18 protein-coding genes are annotated in these 19,000 nt (G+C 62.5%); 8 read left to right on the top strand and 10 right to left on the bottom strand.

Features of this window, described 5'->3' with window-relative positions:
* Positions 1 to 135 precede the first annotated feature (135 nt).
* Together gap and tkt are read right to left on the bottom strand one after the other, a co-directional pair.
* Entirely contained in the window at positions 136 to 1,146 is a 1,011-nt protein-coding gene (gap, locus tag PAN31108_RS21500) for a type I glyceraldehyde-3-phosphate dehydrogenase (RefSeq protein WP_150670809.1), read from the bottom strand.
* A 28-nt stretch (positions 1,147 to 1,174) separates the two neighbouring features.
* Complete coding sequence (tkt, locus tag PAN31108_RS21505; protein ID WP_150670810.1) at positions 1,175 to 3,187, bottom strand: transketolase; 2,013 nt, start codon at positions 3,185 to 3,187, stop codon at positions 1,175 to 1,177.
* A 197-nt stretch (positions 3,188 to 3,384) separates the two neighbouring features.
* Here tkt and PAN31108_RS21510 point away from each other — a divergent pair, with 197 nt between their 5' ends.
* From PAN31108_RS21510 to PAN31108_RS21525, 4 genes are all read left to right on the top strand, one after another.
* Positions 3,385 to 4,404 (top strand): spermine/spermidine synthase domain-containing protein, encoded by a 1,020-nt coding sequence (locus PAN31108_RS21510; protein ID WP_174995091.1) that lies wholly within the window; start codon positions 3,385 to 3,387, stop codon positions 4,402 to 4,404.
* A 175-nt stretch (positions 4,405 to 4,579) separates the two neighbouring features.
* Positions 4,580 to 5,002, top strand: a complete 423-nt coding sequence (locus PAN31108_RS21515; protein ID WP_150670812.1) for a VOC family protein — start codon at positions 4,580 to 4,582, stop codon at positions 5,000 to 5,002.
* A gap of 175 nt (positions 5,003 to 5,177) precedes the next feature.
* On the top strand, positions 5,178 to 5,915 hold the full coding sequence (locus PAN31108_RS21520) for a 16S rRNA (uracil(1498)-N(3))-methyltransferase (protein WP_150670813.1): 738 nt from the start codon (positions 5,178 to 5,180) through the stop codon (positions 5,913 to 5,915).
* 50 nt (positions 5,916 to 5,965) lie between these two features.
* On the top strand, positions 5,966 to 6,595 hold the full coding sequence (locus PAN31108_RS21525; RefSeq protein ID WP_150670814.1) for a YidB family protein: 630 nt from the start codon (positions 5,966 to 5,968) through the stop codon (positions 6,593 to 6,595).
* 152 nt (positions 6,596 to 6,747) lie between these two features.
* Here the strand turns inward: PAN31108_RS21525 and PAN31108_RS21530 are convergent, their stop codons facing one another.
* The 3 genes from PAN31108_RS21530 to PAN31108_RS21540 form a co-directional block, all read right to left on the bottom strand.
* Positions 6,748 to 7,254 (bottom strand): barstar family protein, encoded by a 507-nt coding sequence (locus tag PAN31108_RS21530; RefSeq protein WP_370819707.1) that lies wholly within the window; start codon positions 7,252 to 7,254, stop codon positions 6,748 to 6,750.
* A gap of 49 nt (positions 7,255 to 7,303) precedes the next feature.
* Positions 7,304 to 7,699, bottom strand: coding sequence for a guanyl-specific ribonuclease (locus tag PAN31108_RS21535; RefSeq protein WP_150670883.1), 396 nt, complete (start codon positions 7,697 to 7,699; stop codon positions 7,304 to 7,306).
* A gap of 303 nt (positions 7,700 to 8,002) precedes the next feature.
* Positions 8,003 to 10,306, bottom strand: coding sequence for an NADP-dependent malic enzyme (locus PAN31108_RS21540; RefSeq protein WP_150670816.1), 2,304 nt, complete (start codon positions 10,304 to 10,306; stop codon positions 8,003 to 8,005).
* A gap of 376 nt (positions 10,307 to 10,682) precedes the next feature.
* Between PAN31108_RS21540 and thiL the strand changes: the two genes are divergently transcribed.
* The 3 genes from thiL to PAN31108_RS21555 all read left to right on the top strand — a co-directional run bounded on the left by thiL (position 10,683) and on the right by PAN31108_RS21555 (position 12,874).
* Entirely contained in the window at positions 10,683 to 11,687 is a 1,005-nt protein-coding gene (thiL, locus tag PAN31108_RS21545) for a thiamine-phosphate kinase (RefSeq protein WP_150670817.1), read from the top strand.
* Positions 11,684 to 12,205: a phosphatidylglycerophosphatase A family protein gene (locus tag PAN31108_RS21550; protein WP_150670818.1), complete on the top strand. Its 522-nt coding sequence runs from the start codon at positions 11,684 to 11,686 to the stop codon at positions 12,203 to 12,205. Before thiL ends, PAN31108_RS21550 begins: the two co-directional genes overlap by 4 nt.
* A 165-nt stretch (positions 12,206 to 12,370) precedes the next feature.
* Positions 12,371 to 12,874: a CinA family protein gene (locus tag PAN31108_RS21555; protein WP_150670819.1), complete on the top strand. Its 504-nt coding sequence runs from the start codon at positions 12,371 to 12,373 to the stop codon at positions 12,872 to 12,874.
* A gap of 55 nt (positions 12,875 to 12,929) precedes the next feature.
* On the opposite strand, the gene pyrF is transcribed toward PAN31108_RS21555, so the two are convergent.
* Together pyrF and corA are read right to left on the bottom strand one after the other, a co-directional pair.
* Positions 12,930 to 13,742, bottom strand: a complete 813-nt coding sequence (gene pyrF / locus PAN31108_RS21560; protein WP_150670820.1) for an orotidine-5'-phosphate decarboxylase — start codon at positions 13,740 to 13,742, stop codon at positions 12,930 to 12,932.
* Between the two features lie 186 nt (positions 13,743 to 13,928).
* Positions 13,929 to 14,891 (bottom strand): magnesium/cobalt transporter CorA, encoded by a 963-nt coding sequence (gene corA, locus PAN31108_RS21565; protein ID WP_150670821.1) that lies wholly within the window; start codon positions 14,889 to 14,891, stop codon positions 13,929 to 13,931.
* A gap of 473 nt (positions 14,892 to 15,364) precedes the next feature.
* Here corA and PAN31108_RS21570 point away from each other — a divergent pair, with 473 nt between their 5' ends.
* Positions 15,365 to 16,240 carry a mechanosensitive ion channel family protein gene (locus PAN31108_RS21570; RefSeq protein WP_150670822.1) on the top strand — a complete coding sequence of 292 codons (876 nt, stop codon included), beginning with the start codon at positions 15,365 to 15,367 and terminating at the stop codon, positions 16,238 to 16,240.
* Here PAN31108_RS21570 and mtgA read toward each other — a convergent pair whose 3' ends face one another.
* From mtgA to lpxO, 3 genes are all read right to left on the bottom strand, one after another.
* Positions 16,241 to 17,008, bottom strand: coding sequence for a monofunctional biosynthetic peptidoglycan transglycosylase (gene mtgA, locus PAN31108_RS21575; RefSeq protein ID WP_150670823.1), 768 nt, complete (start codon positions 17,006 to 17,008; stop codon positions 16,241 to 16,243).
* Between the two features lie 9 nt (positions 17,009 to 17,017).
* Positions 17,018 to 17,890: a shikimate dehydrogenase gene (gene aroE / locus PAN31108_RS21580; RefSeq protein ID WP_150670824.1), complete on the bottom strand. Its 873-nt coding sequence runs from the start codon at positions 17,888 to 17,890 to the stop codon at positions 17,018 to 17,020.
* Between the two features lie 91 nt (positions 17,891 to 17,981).
* Positions 17,982 to 18,878, bottom strand: a complete 897-nt coding sequence (gene lpxO, locus PAN31108_RS21585) for a lipid A hydroxylase LpxO (protein ID WP_150670825.1) — start codon at positions 18,876 to 18,878, stop codon at positions 17,982 to 17,984.
* Between the last annotated feature and the right edge of the window lie 122 nt (positions 18,879 to 19,000).

The following is a 19,000-nucleotide window of genomic DNA, read 5'->3' on the forward strand; positions in this document are numbered from 1 at the left end:
AAGCTCAAGCTAAAAGGACTGAGTCCTGTGCTGTACAGAACTCAGTCCTTAATATCGTAATTTCCCTGTCCAACTTTCGGGGTCACTTCATTGCCATCGGGCGTTTTTTATTCGTGACGAACGACTTACGGCAACTTACTTCGCAGCCATCAGCGCGACGGTCGTGTCGAGCATGCGGTTCGAGAAGCCCCATTCGTTGTCGTACCACGAGCTGACCTTCACCAGGCGACCCGAAACCTTGGTCAGGGTGCCGTCGAAGTTCGACGACGCCGGGTTGTGGTTGAAGTCGACGGACACCAGCGGTGCCGTGTTGTACGTAGCGATTGCCTTCAGCGGGCCTTCGGCCGCTTCCTTCAGGATCGCGTTGACTTCGTCCACCGTCGTGTCGCGCTTGGCGATGAACGACAGGTCGACGATCGACACGTTGATCGTCGGGACGCGGATAGCGTAACCGTCGAGCTTACCGTTGAGTTCCGGCAGCACAAGACCAACCGCCGAGGCAGCGCCCGTCTTCGTCGGGATCATGCTCATCGTGGCCGAACGGGCGCGACGCAGGTCTTCGTGATAGACGTCCGTGAGTACCTGATCGTTGGTATAAGCGTGAACCGTCGTCATCAGGCCCGTTTCCAGACCGATCTTGTCGTGCAGCGGCTTGACCAGCGGTGCCAGGCAGTTCGTGGTGCACGAAGCGTTCGAGATGACCGTATCGGTCGACTTGAGCACGCCTTCGTTCACGCCGAACACCACCGTAGCGTCCACATCCTTGCCGCCCGGGGCCGAAATGATGACCTTCTTCGCGCCACCCTTCAGGTGAGCGCTGGCCTTTTCCTTCGAGGTGAAGAAGCCCGTGCACTCGAGCACGACGTCCACGCCCAGCTCACCCCACGGCAGTTCCGCCGGGTTACGGTTGGCCAGCACGCGAATCTTGTCGCCGTTGACAACCATGTAGTCGCCATCGACCGTCACGGTGCCCGGGAACTTGCCGTGCGCCGTGTCGTATTGCGTCAGGTGAGCGTTCGTCTGCGCATTGCCGAGATCGTTGATGGCGACGATTTCGATGTCGTGCTGCTTACCGCCTTCGTAGTGGGCACGCAGTACGTTGCGGCCGATACGGCCGTAGCCGTTAATAGCGACGCGAATGGTCATGGGGGTATCTCCGTAAGGTCTAACGAAATCAGCCAAGCACGGACTTGACCGTCGCGACCACGTGGTCGACGGTGAAGCCGAAGTGTTTGAACAGCACGCCGGCCGGGGCCGACTCACCAAAAGTATCGATGCCGACCACGCCGCCTTCCAGGCCGACGTACTTGTGCCAGAACGCCGTCACACCGGCTTCGACGGCCACACGCGGCACGCCGCGCGGCAACACGCTCTCGCGGTAGGCCTTGTCCTGACGGTCGAACACGTTGGTCGACGGCATGGACACGACGCGTGCCGCAATGCCCTCGGCAGCCAGCGCTTCCGCCCCCTTGAGCGCCAGGTCGATTTCCGAACCGGTGGCGATCAGCACGATCTGCGGGCTGGCGACGTCGCGCAACACGTACCCGCCGCGGCGGATATCGGCGATCTGCGCATCGCTACGCGAGACGAACGGCAGGTTCTGGCGGCTGAGCACAAGGCTCGACGGCCCATCGTGACGTTCGACGGCAGCCACCCAGGCAGCCGCCGTTTCCGTCGTATCGCACGGACGCCACAGGTCCATTTGCGGAATCAGGCGCAGGCTCGAAACGTGTTCGATCGACTGGTGCGTCGGACCGTCTTCCCCCAGCCCGATCGAGTCGTGCGTGAACACGAAGATCGAGCGCAGCTTCATGAGCGCAGCCATGCGCAGCGCGTTGCGGCTGTAGTCGGAGAACGTCAGGAACGTGCCGCCGAACGGGATGTACCCGCCGTGCAGCGCAATGCCGTTCATGATGGCGCTCATACCGAACTCGCGCACACCATAGTTGATGTGATTGCCGAACTGCACGCCCTCTGCGTTGGCGCGCACCGCCTTGCTGGCCTTCCAGTTCGTGAGGTTCGAGCCGGTCAGGTCGGCCGAGCCGCCCAGGAATTCCGGCAGCACGGCGGCAAGCCCTTCGATGGCCAGTTGCGACGCCTTGCGCGTTGCGACCGTCTCGGCTTTCTCGTTGGTCTTGGCGATGAGCGCGGCGGCGGCCGACTTGAAGTCGCCCGGCAGTTCGCCCTTCATGCGACGCTCGAATTCGGCGGCTTCGGTCGGGAACTGGCTGCGATAAGCGGCGAAGCGCTCGTTCCAGGCTGCCTCGGCTTGCTGACCGGCGGCCTTGGCGTCCCATGCGGCATAGACGTCGGCCGGCACTTCGAACGGCGGCAGGTTCCAGCCCAGCGCGGCGCGCGTGGCGGCGATTTCGTCGGCGCCCAGCGGGGCGCCGTGCACGTCGTGACCGCCTTGCTTGTTCGGCGCGCCCTTGCCGATGAGCGTCTTGCAGCAGATCAGCGTCGGGCGATCCGACGTCTTGGCTTGCGCGATAGCCGCGTCGACGGCGTCGACATCATGACCATCGATACCGCGAATCACGTTCCAGCCATACGCTTCGAAGCGCTTGGGCGTGTCATCGGCGAACCAGTACTCGACATCACCGTCGATCGAGATGCCGTTGTCGTCGTACAGGGCGATGAGCTTGTTCAAACGCAGCGTGCCGGCCAGCGAGCAGGCTTCGTGCGAGATGCCTTCCATCAGGCAACCGTCGCCGAGGAAGGCATAGGTATAGTGATCGACGATGTCGTTGCCCGGGCGGTTGAATTCCTTCGCGAGCAGCGCTTCGGCAAGTGCGAAGCCGACAGCATTGGTGATGCCCTGCCCGAGCGGCCCCGTGGTCGTCTCGACACCCGGGGTGATACCCACTTCGGGGTGTCCCGGCGTCTTGCTGTGCAATTGACGGAAGTGCTTGAGCTCTTCGATCGGCAGGTCGTAACCCGTCAGATGCAGCAACGAGTAGATGAGCATCGAGCCGTGGCCGTTCGACAGCACGAAGCGGTCGCGATCGGCCCAGTGCGGATTGACGGGATTGTGCTTGAGATGGCGGCCCCAGAGAGCGACCGCGATATCGGCCATGCCCATCGGCGCGCCAGGGTGACCGGAGTTGGCCTGTTGGACCGCGTCCATGGAGAGGACGCGGATGGCAGAAGCCATCAGCGCAGCCGTAGCAGGAGAGGAGTTCGTCATGGTGACCAGCCGGAAGAGCGGGCGTGCCCCGTTGCCGCGAGCTGCCGCGCGAAATTCAAATGCAGGAAAAGACCGAGATTTTACCAGAATCGCCCATCGCCCGGGTCGGTTACGGCGAACTTCCTCAACCGACGGGAACGTGGAATCATGCAAAGAAGTCACGCGATCGACACAAATTAAGGGAAGTTAACCTATCAATGCGTAAAAAACGCCACACGCGCAGCACTGAATCCGGGGGCGAAATCCCCCTCCTCGCCGCTCCCACGGCCCCCACGGCCACGTCTCGTTACGGCGCCCACCTTGGGGCCCCGCTCGGCGCTTGGGCCAGCTATGGGTTCGCCGCTCTCCCGGTGTATGCCGTAACATCGGCGCATCAGCACATCGAGATCGTCGATCTGCCCGCACTGGCATCCGGCGACACCCGCGGTATCGGCGATATCCGTGGCCCCGGCCATCCCGGTCGCGCCTACCGGCTCGACGGTCGTTTCATGGCGTCGCTGGCCGACGCGCACATCTGCCACGAATGCATGGTGCACCCGTTGCTGCTCGCCCACGGCCATGCGCAACGCGTGCTCATTCTGGGCGGCGGGGACGGCGGCTCGGCGCGCGAAGCGCTACGTCATCCCGGCGTGACGGAAGTCGTCGTCGCCGAACTGGACGCGCAAGTGCCCGCCACGTTGCTTCAATACATGCCCGCCCTGCCCGACGGCGCCTTCGACGATCCGCGCACGACACTCGTCATCGGCGATGCGAGAGACCTCGTCGACGCCGCCCTCGCCAGGGGCGAACGATTCGACGCCGTCGTGTTCGACCTGACCGAGGCGGACGGCGACGCGGCATCGCTGCACGACGCGGCGTTCTTCGCCAAGGTCCGCACACTGTTGACGCCCCGGGGCGGCATCGCCTTGCAACTCGGGGCGCCGTGGTTCGAAGGGGCACAGGTGCGTCGCATGCTCGACGCATTGCGCTCGGTGTTCCGCCATGTCATGCCACTGACGGCCTATGTACCGCTATACGGGACGCAGTGGGCGCTCGCCGTCGCAAGCGACGCCCTCGACGCCCATGATTTCGCTGCGCTGGCGTCGGCCGCCTTGCCACCAAGTCTGGCGGCATTACGGCATTACTCCCCGTCGCGCCACGCCGCGCTATTCGACATCCCGCCGGAACTGCGCGGCGTCCTCGGCGTCCTCGCGCCATCACGCGAATCCCCTCGCTAACGGTCGGGCGGTCGGTGTCGTTTCGCAAGACTCCGCGTCCGCCCGACGATCCCGGCTCGCGATCGCACCGGGGATGAAGCGTCCGCGCGTTCCTTGTATATTGGAAACTTGTCACGACGTCTCGCCGGCCTCCCCCATCGACCTTGCCGGCCGACGAACCCAACGGAGCACCGTCATGTCCGACCCCCGCCCATCCCACGTGCCGTGGCTGACGCCCTATCTGACCGTGCGCGATGCCAGAGCCTCCGCATCGTTCTATGAGCAGGCATTCGGATTCACCGTGCACGATATGGTGGACGACGATGGCGCCGTCATGCACGTCGAAATGTTCTATCAGGGGCAGTTGATCCTGATGTTTGCCCCTGAAGGCGCATTTGCGAGCACTGCACGTACGCCTCGCACTTCCGGGGTCGAGGCACCGCAGAGTTTTTATGTGTACACGGAAGACGTCGATGCGCTTTACGCCCGTGCGACGACCGCCGGCGCCAAAGGCTTGATGCCACCGAGCGACCAGTTCTGGGGCGATCGATTCTGTCAGCTGGAGGATCCAGATGGCTATCGCTGGGGGTTCGCCCGCCCCGTCGCGCCGCGAAGCTGACGCCGGCCGGTCGTGAACCGGACGCGCGTTGAGGTATGCTGCTGCCCCCGACGCTGCCCCGCTGGCCACCTTTCACCCCGCTGCATCTGTCTCAGTCCGCTTCGTCTTTTGCTTCGTCTTTCGCTTCGTCTTTCTTTCGTCGCCCTAGTCCACTTTTCGCTCCCTATTTGTCCGAATGCCTCGCTTTTTCATCGATGCGCCATTACACGCCGGCGCGCTCCTCGACCTTCCCGAGCCCGTCGTTCGCCATGTTCAGGTGCTGCGTCTGAAGACCGGCGACGCGCTCACGCTATTCGACGGCACAGGCGGGGAACATCCGGCGGTGCTCACGACCCTGGAAAAACGTCACGCCACGGCGCAGCTCGGCGAACACGACCCACGAGAGGCAGAGCCCCCCTACCGCATCACGCTGGCACAGGGCATTGCCGGCGGCGACAAGATGGACTGGCTGATCGAGAAGGCTATCGAGCTGGGGGTCACGGAAATTCAGCCGCTCGCGACGGAACGTTCGGTGATTCGCCTGGAGGGCGAGCGCGCGGCCAAACGCGTTGCGCACTGGCAGTCGCTCGTGCAAGCGGCGTGCGAACAATGCGGACGAAACCGCGTTCCGCGCGTGCTTCCGATCCGTCCGATCGGGGCGTGGTTGAGTGACCGGGATGTCGCAAAGTCCGACAAATGGCGTGTGCTATTGTCACCTAGAGCAGACAGCGGATTCGATTCGCTACCGCTGGAAGCGCCGTCTCAGCCCGGCGTGTTGCTCTTCGGCCCGGAAGGCGGGCTGGCACCTCAGGAGGAAGCGCTCGCACGGCAAGCCGGATTCACGGCGATCCGCTTAGGGGAACGCATCCTTCGGACCGAAACGGCGGGCATTGCGGTACTCGCTGCGTTGGCCGCTCGCTGGGGCGGTTGGTAAGCATCGATGATTCGAGCAAATGGCCTCACAAGCCTAAAGGAGTAATCGTCATGGGTATCCTCGACAGCATTCTCGGTGGTAAGTCCGGCAATCCGGCCGGTGGCGGCTTCAACACGAAGACGTTGCTCCTGATGGGCTTGCTGGCGATGATCGCCAGCCGTTCGGGCAACGCACAGGGCCAGGCCGGCGAAGGCGGCGGTTTGCTTGGATCGCTGGGCGGCGCCCTCAACGGCATGTTGGGCGGTAGCGCAGCAGCGGGTGGCGCCGGCGGTCTCAGCGGTGTGCTGGGAGACTTGCTCGGCAAAACACCGTCGCCGGATGCGGCGGCCGGTTCTGCGGCGGCGTCCCCCGGCGATCTGGTCGGCGCGCTCGGCGGACTGGGCGGCCTGACCCAGATACTGAGTCAGGGGGGATTGGGCGACGCCGTGAGTTCATGGATCGGCACCGGTAACAACCAGTCCGTGTCCCCCGATCAGGTCACGCAGGCCCTCGGTCCGGGCGGACAGTTGCAGCAACTAGCCAGCACCGCAGGGGTTTCCGAAAGTGAAGCGGCGCAGGAACTATCGGCGCTGTTGCCCCAGGTGATCAATCAGCTCACGCCGAACGGCTCGATGCCGCAGGGCCAATTCGATCTGGCGTCACTGGCGCAGCAATTTCTCGGAGGCGGGCGCACCAGTTGATCGCCCCTTCATCGTCGAATCCGTCGAATCCGTCGAAACGAAAAAAGGTCCGCCATGCGGACCTTTTTCATTGGAACAACCATCAGAAAACCATCAATCGCATGAACTTAACGGCATCATGCGTCACGTTCTCAGGCGAATGCCGCACACACTCAGGCAAACGAGTAAAAGACGCGGAAACTCACGCGACGCTCCGCCCAGAACTCGGCGGCATCGCGGAAGACTTCGAGCAGCGTTTCACGCCCGTCCTTATCGAACTTCGTGACGACCGGCAATCCCTCGAGCACCACGACAAACCCGGGTTGCGGACCGCAGTGACTTACCAGATCGGTCAGACAATCGTGCAAGGCGTCGTAATTCTTCCCGAAATGCTTCGGGAACAGGAACGATGTGGCGATCGTTTCCAGCACTTCGGCCTTGCTCTGCGCGTTAGAACAATTGGCGTACAGGAAGTGTTGCCCGAGTCGCTCGGCCTCCGCCGCCAGATCCGCCACGCGGAATGCACGGATCGACTGCACGATATTCGGCCTGACGGCCTGGAAAAGACTCATATCTCCCTCTTCCGATAGGCTACGGCGATGGCCGGCCCGCGCGACAGCATGCAGGCCCAGCACCTGCTTGAACAAGTTGCCATCGCCCGCACCGAATGGATCTGCCATAAGATCTTTCCCGTGTTCTTGTGCGAAAACCGGCTCACTCATACTGCTGTCATTCCCTTATGCGTCTAAAGCTGTTGTAGTGGTCTTGGGTGTAGTAGCACGGGTCGACCGTGCGTTGGTTACCCCCACAGATGATGCGCCTGGCACCTCTATTGCGGGCACCGGGAGTCGGCACCGTATATTCATGGTAATAGCCACGCGGCATTTTGGGCAGGCGCTTTTCGTAGTTTCCGAACGTGATGCCATCCTTGGCATAAGGAAACGGCCCGCCCTGGGCAATCAGCGACAGCGTGCGCTGCGCTTCGCGAGGTAACTCGGCAACGGAAACCGTTGCTGTTGGATCCGTGACGTATGGCGCGGGTTCACGCGCCACAGCATTTCCCCCCAGAAAGACACTACCCGCCGCAGTCAGTGCCACGATGCTCCGGTGAAGCCAACGTGCCATTGTCATAGCTAGCTGTCGCCCGACGCGGTTTTGCGCTGCGGGCCCGTTCTGGTGGGTGAAGCCGTAAGGTTATCGCTATTGGTCTCGAGAATCAATGTCGGCTTACATTTTGCAACCAAAGCACTCAACAAATTCACGGAAATACGAGGATTTTCACGACAGTGAGCACACACATTAAGATATACGATGGGCAAAAAGCGTCGCGACAATGACAAAACGCCACCCCAAGCGGGGTGGCGTTCTGCCCATTTTGTCGGCTAACGTGCGCGAAACGGCATCGAACTGCCGACTCGGCAAAACAGGTCAGAAACCCTGTTGTTGCGCTGCCGCATCGGCCACCACCAACGCGACCATATTGATGATACGGCGTACCGTCGCGGACTCGGTCAGGATATGCACCGGTTTGGCGGCGCCAAGCAGAATCGGTCCGATCGCCACATTATTGCCTGCGGCCGTCTTCAGCAGGTTGTAAGCGATATTCGCCGCGTCGATGTTCGGCATAACTAGCAGATTGGCCGCGCCGATCAATGTCGAATCCGGCATGATGCGCGCGCGCAATTCCGGATCCAGCGCGCAGTCGCCGTGCATTTCGCCGTCGACTTCCAATTCCGGCGCACGTTCTTGCAGGATCGCCAGCGTTTCACGCATCTTACGGGCACAATTCGCGTCGCTCGTACCGAAGTTGGAGTGCGACAGCAACGCCACCTTGGGTTGAATGCCGAAACGGCGAATCTCTTCGGCGGCCATCAGCGTGATTTCCGCCAACTGCTCGGCCGTCGGATCCTGATTGATGTGCGTGTCGACCAGGAAAAGCTGGCGATTCGGCAGCACCAACGCATTCATGGCGCCGTAGACGTTGCCGCCGTCTCGCTTGCCGATCACGCGATCGATGAAGTGCAGGTGACGGCCCGGCGTCGACACCGTACCGCAAATCATGCCGTCCGCTTCGCCCTTATTCACCAGCATGGCAGCGATCAGGGTGGTACGGCGGCGCATTTCGACGCGTGCATACGAAGCCGTCACGCCCTTGCGATTGGTCAGGCGGTGATAGGTCTCCCAGTAATCGCGGTAGCGCTCGTCATGCTCGGGGTTGACGACGGTGAAATCCACCCCCGCCGTCAGACGCAGACCGTATTGCTGAATACGATGCTCGATCACCGCCGGACGCCCCACGAGAATCGGCGTGGCCACACGTTCGTCCACGAGCACCTGCACGGCGCGCAGCACGCGCTCCTCTTCGCCTTCGGCGAAAGCGATGCGCTTCTGATGGGCGGGCACGCTACGAGCGACCGAGAACAGCGGCTTCATCAGGCCACCGCTGTGATACACGAATTGCTGGAGCGACTGCGAATAGGCGTCGACATCGGCGAGCGGGCGCGTGGCGACGCCTGCCGCCATGGCCGCCTCGGCCACCGCCGTAGCGACCTTGACCAGCAAACGCGGATCGAACGGCTTCGGAATCAGATATTCCGGGCCGAACGACAGGTTCTTGATGCCATAGGCCGACGCGACAATGTCGCTCTGCTCCTGACGCGCCAGTTCCGCCAGAGCATTCACGGCGGCGATTTCCATCGAGCGCGTGATCGTGGTCGCGCCGACATCGATGGCGCCACGGAAAATGAACGGGAAGCAGAGAACGTTGTTGACCTGGTTCGGATAGTCCGTACGGCCGGTCGCCATCACGCAATCCGGGCGAACTTCTTTCGCCAGTTCCGGCGTGATTTCCGGATTCGGGTTGGCCAGCGCGAAAATGAGCGGTTTGTCCGCCATCGTCTTGACCATTTCCGGCTTGAGCACCCCCGCGGCCGACAGCCCGAGGAATACGTCGGCGCCGCCGATCACGTCGGCCAGTCCGCGTGCGTCCGTCTTCTGCGAGAAGCGTATCTTCTCGGGATCCATCAATTCGGTGCGACCTTCGTACACGACACCCGCCAGGTCGGTCACCCAGATATTCTCGAGGGGCAGCCCCATGTCGACGAGCAGGTCCAGGCAGGCAAGCGCCGCCGCGCCGGCACCGGACGTGACAACTTTCACCGACGACAAATCCTTCCCGACCACCTTCAGACCGTTGATGAGCGCTGCCGCCACCACGATCGCCGTGCCGTGCTGATCATCGTGGAAGACCGGAATCTTCATGCGCTCGCGCAGCTTGCGCTCTACGATGAAACACTCCGGCGCCTTGATGTCTTCCAGGTTGATGGCGCCGAACGTCGGCTCGAGCGCCGCGATGATGTCGACCAGCTTCTCCGGGTCTTTTTCGTCGATCTCGATATCGAACACGTCGATATTGGCGAACTTCTTGAACAGCACGCCCTTGCCTTCCATCACCGGCTTGGACGCGAGCGGACCGATATCGCCCAGACCCAGCACGGCGGTCCCGTTCGTAATCACGCCGACCAGGTTGCCGCGCGCCGTGTAGCGCGAAGCGTTGAGCGGATCGACGACGATTTCCTCACACGCGGCGGCAACGCCCGGCGAGTACGCCAGCGCCAGATCGCGCTGGTTCAGCAACTGCTTGGTCGGCGCGATGGCAATTTTGCCGGGGGTGGGATGTTCGTGATACTCGAGCGCAGCTTCGCGCAGTTTGGGATCGATCGGCGTGGGCATGAGGGGAAGCTCTTGGCGAACAGAAGAGGTCAAATTTTCAGTGCGGATTGTAGCCCTATTTATTCACACGATTTATGCAAAAAACGGATAAGGGCCGCACCTGCGCTGACGCAACTTCTCGCCGATAGTGGCGCAAAGTCGGCACGAGTTCAACGCTGCATTGCACCATCGCCGCGCTTTTCAGACGAAGGATGCCCCGCGACTGAGGTGTTGTCCGAGACCGGCGTGAGATGCGATCTGAAAACACCGAGCCACCCGTTGTGCGCGCTTGGGAAAGCCGGGATAGCCTCTTAGAATAGGGGTTGCGTGGGGCTTACCTGCTACTTCGCCTACCGTGCCCCGTCTCCCGACGCTCGATTCCCGACTTCCGTTGATCATGTCCACGACATCTGCGAACGCTTCGCCTTCCCTGTCCGAGTTCTCGCTGATCGATCGCTTCTTCGCCCGAGCGACGCGTCAGGGTGAGCACGTCACGCTCGGCATCGGCGACGACTGCGCGCTGCTGCGTGCCCCGGCGGGTGAGCAGTTGGCGATTTCCAGCGACATGCTCGTGGAGGGTCGGCACTTTTTTGCAGACGTCGATCCGCACTCGCTCGGCCACAAGACGCTTGCCGTCAATCTCTCGGATCTGGCCGCCATGGGCGCGCGGCCGCTCGGTTTCACGCTGGCGCTGGCGTTGCCGGAGAGCGACCCGGCCTGGCTCGGCCCTTTCGCGCAAGGTCTCGCCGAAATGGCGGATCGCTACGCCTGTCCGCTCGTCGGCGGCGACACCACCAAAGGGCCGCGAAATCTGTGTGTGACGGTTTTCGGCAGCGTGCCCGGCGCGCAGGCATTGCGCCGCGACGCCGCGCGTCCCGGCGACGACATCTGGATCTCCGGCACGCTGGGCGACGCCCGGCTCGCGCTGGGGGCATTGCGCGGGGAATGGGCGCTCGCGGCGCCCGATCTCGTGCTCGCAAAACGCGCGATGGACCTGCCCGAACCGCAGGTGGCGCTCGGCCTCGCGCTGCGTGGCGTAGCGCGTGCCGCGCTCGACATCTCCGACGGCCTGATCGGCGATCTCGGCCATATCCTCGAACGCTCGGCGATGAGCGCGCAAATCAACGTCGATGCGTTGCCGCAATCCACTTTGCTCGCCGCACAATCTCCCGAGATTCGGCGTCTTTGTACGCTCGCCGGCGGCGACGATTATCAGCTTTGCTTCTGCGCGGATGCCTCGCAGCGCGGGCGAATCGAGGCGATCGGCAACGAACTCGGCATACGAGTCACGCGTATCGGTACAATAGCGATTCCCGACGCGCGCCGCACGATGCTGCATCTCCATGACAATACTGGCGCGAGCGTCGCTGCCGACTTCAAAAGTTTCGACCATTTCCAATGAGCACTGATCAAACGGCCGCCGTCAATTCGGGCAGCGGCCCGCGCCGGCCGAACTCGCGTTTCCTGCTGTCGCACCCCGCGCACCTGTTCTCGCTCGGCTTCGGCACGGGCCTGTCGTCGTTTGCACCGGGCACCGTAGGCACGTTGTTCGGCTGGGCGTCGTATCTGGTGCTCAATCTGTATCTGACGGTCACGGGTTGGGCCGTGCTGATTGCGGCGTCCATCGTCGGCGGCATCTGGATTTGCAGTTACACGGCGCGCAAGCTCGGCGTTCAGGACCCGAGTGCGGTGGTCTGGGACGAAATCGTCGCCTTCTGGATCGTGTTGTTGCTGATTACACCGGCGAGCTTCGTCGGTCAGCTCGTCGCGTTCGTTCTGTTCCGCTTTTTCGATGCCGTGAAGCCGCCGCCGATCAGCTACTTCGACCGAACGGTCAAGGGAGGCCTCGGCATCATGCTCGACGACCTCGTTGCCGCGTTCTGCACGCTACTCGTGATTGCGCTGTGGCGTTCGATCTGATCGTCAAGGTACGCGACACTGATCGACATCGATCGTTTGATTTGCCCTCGTGTCATGACGAGCGCCCTGCGAGAAAATGCGCCGATTTGCGGCGTCCCGGATACTCGCCGGCGTATGTCGTGCCCGTCACGTATCGTTGCATAGACTTCTTGAAGGCGTCGTCCCGTGGTCTCCGAACAAAATCTTCTGGCCCAATTGTCGGTAAAAGTCGGCAACCGTTTGCGCGACGAGCGCCTGCTGCTGACCACGGCCGAGTCGTGCACCGGCGGACTGGTCGCCGCCGCGATCACCGATATCTCCGGCAGCAGCAACTGGTTCGAGCGCGGCTTCGTCACGTACTCGAATCAAGCCAAATCAGAAATGATCGGCGTGCCGCCCGAGCTGATCGAAAAACACGGCGCGGTGAGTGAGCCGGTGGCGCGAGCTATGGCCGAGGGCGCTCTGCTCAACAGTCGCGCGCAGATTTCGCTGTCGATCACGGGCGTGGCCGGACCCGGTGGCGGAACCGCCGACAAGCCGGTGGGGATGGTCTGCTTCGGATGGAGCAATCGCGTGACGACCATCGTCGAGACGAAGCACTTCAAGGGCGATCGCACGCAGGTCCGCAGCCAGGCGGCGCAATACGCCTTACGCGGCGTTATCGAATTGCTCGACAAGGCCGAAGCGTAATCGAGCCCGATACGGTGGCGATGGCCGGCGCAACATGCACCGGCCGACGCATCGATCAACGGTAGGCGTTGATGCTATCGCGCGTCTTTTGCGCCGCAGCCGCCGCGGCCTGCGCGAAGTGCTCATCCCGGCCGGCGTAGATGATGGCGCGCGACGAGTTGATCATCATGCCCGTGCCGTTAGCGGTGCGACCCGCCGTCACGGTCGCCTCGACATCGCCGCCCTGCGCACCGACTCCCGGAATCAGCAAAGGCATGTCGCCCACGATGCCGCGCACGGTCGCGATTTCCGCCGGGAACGTGGCGCCGACCACGAGGCCGATCTGACCGCTCGTATTCCATGGCCCCGACGCGAGTCGCGCCACCGTCTGATACAGCGGCTTTCCGTCGACATCGAGAAATTGCAGGTCGCTGCCCCCCGGATTCGAGGTTCGGCACAGCACGATCACGCCCTTGTCCGCGTGGGCCAGATACGGCTCCAGCGAGTCGAAGCCCATGTACGGGTTCACCGTCACGGCGTCGGCACGGTAACGCTCGAAGGCTTCGCGGGCGTACTGCTCGGCGGTGCTGCCGATGTCGCCGCGTTTGGCGTCGAGAATCACCGGCAGACCCGGATGATTCGCGTGAATATGCGCGATCAGTTGTTCGAGCTGATCTTCCGCACGATGCGCGGCGAAGTAGGCGATCTGCGGCTTGAATGCGCTGGCGTAGGGCGCGGTCGCGTCCACGATCTGGCGGCAGAACTCAAAAATCGCACCGGGCTTGCCCTGCAAATGCGCAGGAATGCGCGACGGCTCGGGATCGAGGCCCACGCACAGCAGTGAGTTATTGCGCGTCCAGGCGGCGTTGAGAACTTGGGTGAATGTCATGACGGTGTTCCGGCGGGTTCCGACGGCGGTAATCCGGCGGAGGCGATTTCGAGACTGGTCGGAGCCAGTAAGGCCGTCATTTTACCTGCTCGGCGGCCTCAGCCTGCACTGTCTTTCATGCACGCTGCCATGACAGCCGCTTCCCGTCGGAAGCCGCGCCGCTCATCATGCGCCCCCGCCCTCCCCTCAATCGAGCCAGCCGCGATGACGGAAGTAAAGGAACGGCGCAATCGCCGAGAAAATCATCAGACCGATCGCGAACGGATAGCCAGCCTCCCACGCCAACTCGGGCATCATCTGGAAGTTCATGCCATAGATACTGGCGATGAGCGTTGGAGGAAGAAACGCCACGGCCGCGACCGAGAAGATCTTGATGATCTTGTTCTGGTTGATGTTGATGAAGCCGATGGTGGCGTCCATCAGGAAGTTGATCTTGTCGAACAGATACGCGGTGTGATTATCGAGTGACTCGATGTCGCGCATGATCTGCTTGCCTTCCTGGTACTGCTCGTCCTTGAGCATGCGGGCGCGCATCAGAAACGACACCGCGCGTCGCGTATCCATGACGTTACGGCGAATGCGCCCGTTCAAGTCTTCCTGCGCGGCAATGCTCTCGAGCGCCTTGGCGGCGTCCGCATCGGTCAGGTTCTTGCCGAGCACGCTTTTGCTGACCTCTTCGAGCGCGGCATACACACTCTCGAGCGAATCGGCCGAGTATTCGGCATCGGTGGAATAGAGGTCGAGCAGCACGTCCATGGCATCGCGCACCGAGCCGGGACGAATCCGCGCGCGCATTCGCACCAGACGGAACACCGGCAGATCCTCGTCGTGCACGGAGATCAGCAGGTCCTTGACCACCACGAACGCCACCGGCACGTTGCGCGACTGCTCTTCGTCGTCGAGCAGAAAATCGGTGCGGATGTGGAGCACCCCGTCGTCGTCTTCGTAATAACGCGCCGACGCCTCGATATCGGTCACTTCGTCACGTGACGGCAGTTTGACCTTGTAGGCCTCTTCGACCCAGCGGCGCTCCTCTTCGGACTCGCTGTGAAGATCGACCCAGACCGGCGAAACGCTGGCCAGATCGCTGGGATGGTCACAAGTCACCTGTTGCAGGCGGCCATGATGGATGACGAAGGCATTGATCAAACGAGGTTCTCCCTGCTACAAGGCGACGCCAAGTGTAGCAGCCACGCCACAGTCACGCCAATGGCGGCCCATCGCGCACGACTGCCGGGAATGAAAGCGCCAGGCTGCCCCTGTCGGTCGGCGCCGGAATCGTTCGTAGGAATATTCCTAAAGTCTTTGAATTCATCGAATTCGATCAGGAACGGTGGCAAGCTGACGAACCAATGTACGCACTTTGCGTCAATTTGGGTATCGACGCACTGACGGGCGCGCTTCGCGCGTGCCCGTGCGCCGCCGTCACGCGCTTGTTTGTGTCGTTTGTGTGTTCGTCGCGCACCTTTGTCACGCGCCTCGGCTCGTGCACAACGGGTCATGCCCGCCCAGGGAAGCGCACTGAATCATGCGTGTTCATCATCTGCGTTCATCAACGCAATCATCGACGCTCCCCCAGGCCCGCTGTGCCGGGACGTCACGCGACAGGGAGAAATGAAAATATGGCGGAACTCACCACACCGCTCACATCCGTCGACGCCGTCATGGGCTTTCTCGCAGCCAACGCCGTCCACTACAGTCTGTCGTTCGTGCAAGCCGTGCTCATTCTGCTGGTCGGTTTCTGGATTGCGAAGCGATTGTCGCGCTTCATCCAGAAGACGCTCAACCGCTCGCCCCACTTCGACGCTACGCTCAAACCGCTCATCGAGTCGGTCGTGCTGTGGTCGGTGCGCATCATCACGATCATCGCCGTGCTCGCACAGTTCGGCGTGCAGACGGCAAGCATCATCGCGGTCCTCGGCGCGGCCGGTCTGGCGATCGGCCTTGCGCTGCAAGGCACGCTGCAAAACATCGCCGCCGGCACGATGCTGCTGGTACTGCGTCCGTTTCGCAATGGCGACTACGTGACGGCAGGCTCGGCCGTGGCCGGCACCGTCGAAGAGATCGGACTCTTCACAACGACGCTCACTAACGCCGACGGCCTCTATGTCTGCGTGCCGAACAACCAGATCTGGGGGCAACCGATCACGAATTTCAGCCGCAACGCGACGCGTCGCATTGAAGTCACTGTCGGCATTGCGCTCGACGACGATCTCGACGCCGCGATGAACGCCCTTCGCGAGCATGTGACCGACGACGAACGGGTGCTCGACAGCCCCGCGCCGGAAATCATGGTCAAGCAAGTCAGCGACAGCGCAGTGATCGTCAATGTCCGCGTCTGGTCGCTGCTCGGTAATTACTGGGGGCTGTACTGGGATCTGCAACGCAACGTGAAGGAGACGGTCGAGGGCGTCGGTTGCTCGCTGCCCTATCCGACGCGAACCGTCATGCAAGTTCCCTCGCAGGCCATCCCGGACCCGGCGCAACCGCGGCACTGATCACTGCGGCAACTCCGCCGCGCCCATGCGTCGCGCAATCACCCCCGCGCGCTGCGAGAGGTACGGCGAATTGCGATGCGAATCGAAGTAGCGCGGGCGCGGCAGCATCACCGCCAGCCGCGCTGCCTGCCACGGCGAAAGCTTCGACGCGGGAATGCCGTAGTAATAGCGCGCGGCGGCTTCCGCGCCGAACACGCCCTCGCCCCACTCCACCGAGTTGAGATAGATCTCGAAGATCCGCTGCTTGTCCATCCAGAATTCGAGCATCCAGGTGATGGTGAATTCTTCGGCCTTGCGCAGATAACTCTTCTCGCTCGACAAAAACAGATTCTTGGCGAGTTGTTGCGAGATGGTTGAGCCGCCCGCGACAATGCGTCCCTTCTTCTGATTTTTCTCCCACGCACCGAGCATCGCGTCGATCTCGTAACCGTCGTGATTGACGAAATTCGCGTCTTCGCTGGCGATGATCGCGCGCTTCAGATTGCGTGAAATCTGGTCGTACGGTACCCATTGGTGCCTGAGCGTCGCGCTGGGATCGGTCTCGCGCAGACGCGCTTCGGCCGCCCGCATAAAGGCCGTCGATTGCGGATTGAAGCGCACCCACCAGCCGATCTGAAGGAAGTAGTAGAGCTGCGTCGCCAGCACACCCACGATCAGCAATGTCACGACGTAGCCCGTCCACTGCCAGGGGCCCCAGGCGCGCCTGCGGCCTGCGCCCCGCTTGCGAGACGTGGCAGACGTGTGGGAAGTGCGTCGCTGCGCAGTCATCGGTGGGAATCAGCCTTTTGCCGCAAGCCGGGCGCGCAACGCAGCGCGCACGACATCGGTCGACGGGCGCACGCCGCGCCACACGGCGAAGGCTTCGGCCGCCTGCTCGACAAGCATGCCCAGCCCGTCCGACGCACTCGCGGCACCGGCGGACAACGCATGCGCCATGAAGACTGTCGGCTGCGCGCCGTACATCATGTCGTACGCCAGCGAACCCTCGGCGTATGTGCCAGCGGGCAATGGCGGCACCTCGCCCTGAAGGCTGCCTGCCGTCGCATTGACGACGACATCGAAACCTGCGGGAACGGCATCCCAGCCGCCGCCGGCGAGCGACACATCGTGGCGCTTCGCGGCCTCGGTGAAACGCGCGACGAGTTCGTCGGCACGGGCTGCCGTGCGATTCGCGACGAACAGCGCCGCCGGCTTCGCTTCGATGAGCGGCAGCATCGCACCACGCGACGCGCCCCCGGCGCCGAGCAACAATACACGGCGCCCCGCGAGCGACACACCGAGCGGACCTTCGATGTCGCGCACCAGTCCGACACCGTCGGTGTTGTCGCCGGTGATGCCTTGCGCGTCGAACACCAGCGTGTTGACCGCTCCGGCCGCCTGCGCACGCTCGGTCAGCCGATCGGCCAGCGCATGCGCCTCAAGCTTGAAAGGGACGGTGACATTGGCGCCGCGCGCCCCGTGATCGATGAACGTGCGCACCGTCGCGGCGAATGCGTCGAGCGGGGCGAGCAGACGCTCATAAGTGAGGCGCTGTCCCGTCTCGCGCGCGAACTCGGCGTGAATGAACGGCGATTGGCTATGTTCGACAGGATGGCCGATCACGGCGTAGCGATCGGCGGGCAAGTCCCCGGCAGGCGTTTGGTTTGTCATCGTTTTCAAAGACGCGGCGCCTGGCTTTCGCGCAGGCGCCGTGATGTCATGCAGCAAATAAGGCGTCGGGCCGTGATTCAGCGGGCGCCGCTCACCAGAAGATCCACAACAGGATGCCCCCGAACAACGCCCATTTCACCGCATAGTACACGTGACGGTTCCACGCCTTGAGGCGTTTGCCGACGATGCGGATCGAGTAAATATACTTGAAAGCCTTGTTTAGCCCGCCGGTGCGATCGCCCGCGTCGTTGGGTGAGGCGGCGGCCCCCACCAGATGGCGCCCGAACCAGTGGTTCATCGCCTGTGTCCAGCGGTACTTCATGGGGCGTTCGACGTCGCAAAACAAAATGATCCGGTTCCGGCCGCTCTGATTCTCGGCGTAATGGATGTAGGTCTCGTCGAAGACCACGCCTTCGCCGTCGCGCCAGCTATAGCGCTGACCATCGACATCGATATAGCAACGATCGTCGTTCGGTGTCACCAGCCCGAGGTGATAGCGCAGCGACCCCGCATACGGATCGCGGTGACGCACCAACCGACTGCCGTGCGGCAACTCGGCGAACATGGCGGCCTTGATCGTCGGGATCTTGCTCACGAGCTGGGTCGTGACCGGACAGAGTTCGTTCGCGGACGGATGCGCATCGTCGTACCACTTCAGGTAGAAGCGCTTCCACCCGCTTTTGAAGAACGAATTGAAGCCGACGTCGTTGTAGGTGTCGGACGCCTTGATGCGGCTCGCCTCGAGCAGCGACACGGCTTCGGCGCGAATCGCCTCCCAGTTCTGGCGCAACGGTTCGAGTTCGGGGAAGTTGTCGGGCTTCAGATACGGCGTCGTGGGGACGCGAGAAAACGCGTACATGAACACGTTCAACGGCGACAAAAACGTCGAATGGTCGGAGAGCTGACGGAAGAATTTGTGGCGGACCTTACCGCGGAAATGCACGTACACAGCGCAAGCAGCAATGATCGCCAGAATGATCCATTTCATGGCGGACTTTCCAGTTCGGGAAACGCCGTAATTATAGAAATTTTTGGAAAGTTTTACCGGGCAGGTCTCAAGCATGCCGCCATCGCCCGCTCCGCTGGGTGGTCGACCACCGATAGTGCCGA

This window comes from Pandoraea anhela (assembly GCF_902459655.1).
Classification (GTDB): domain Bacteria; phylum Pseudomonadota; class Gammaproteobacteria; order Burkholderiales; family Burkholderiaceae; genus Pandoraea; species Pandoraea anhela.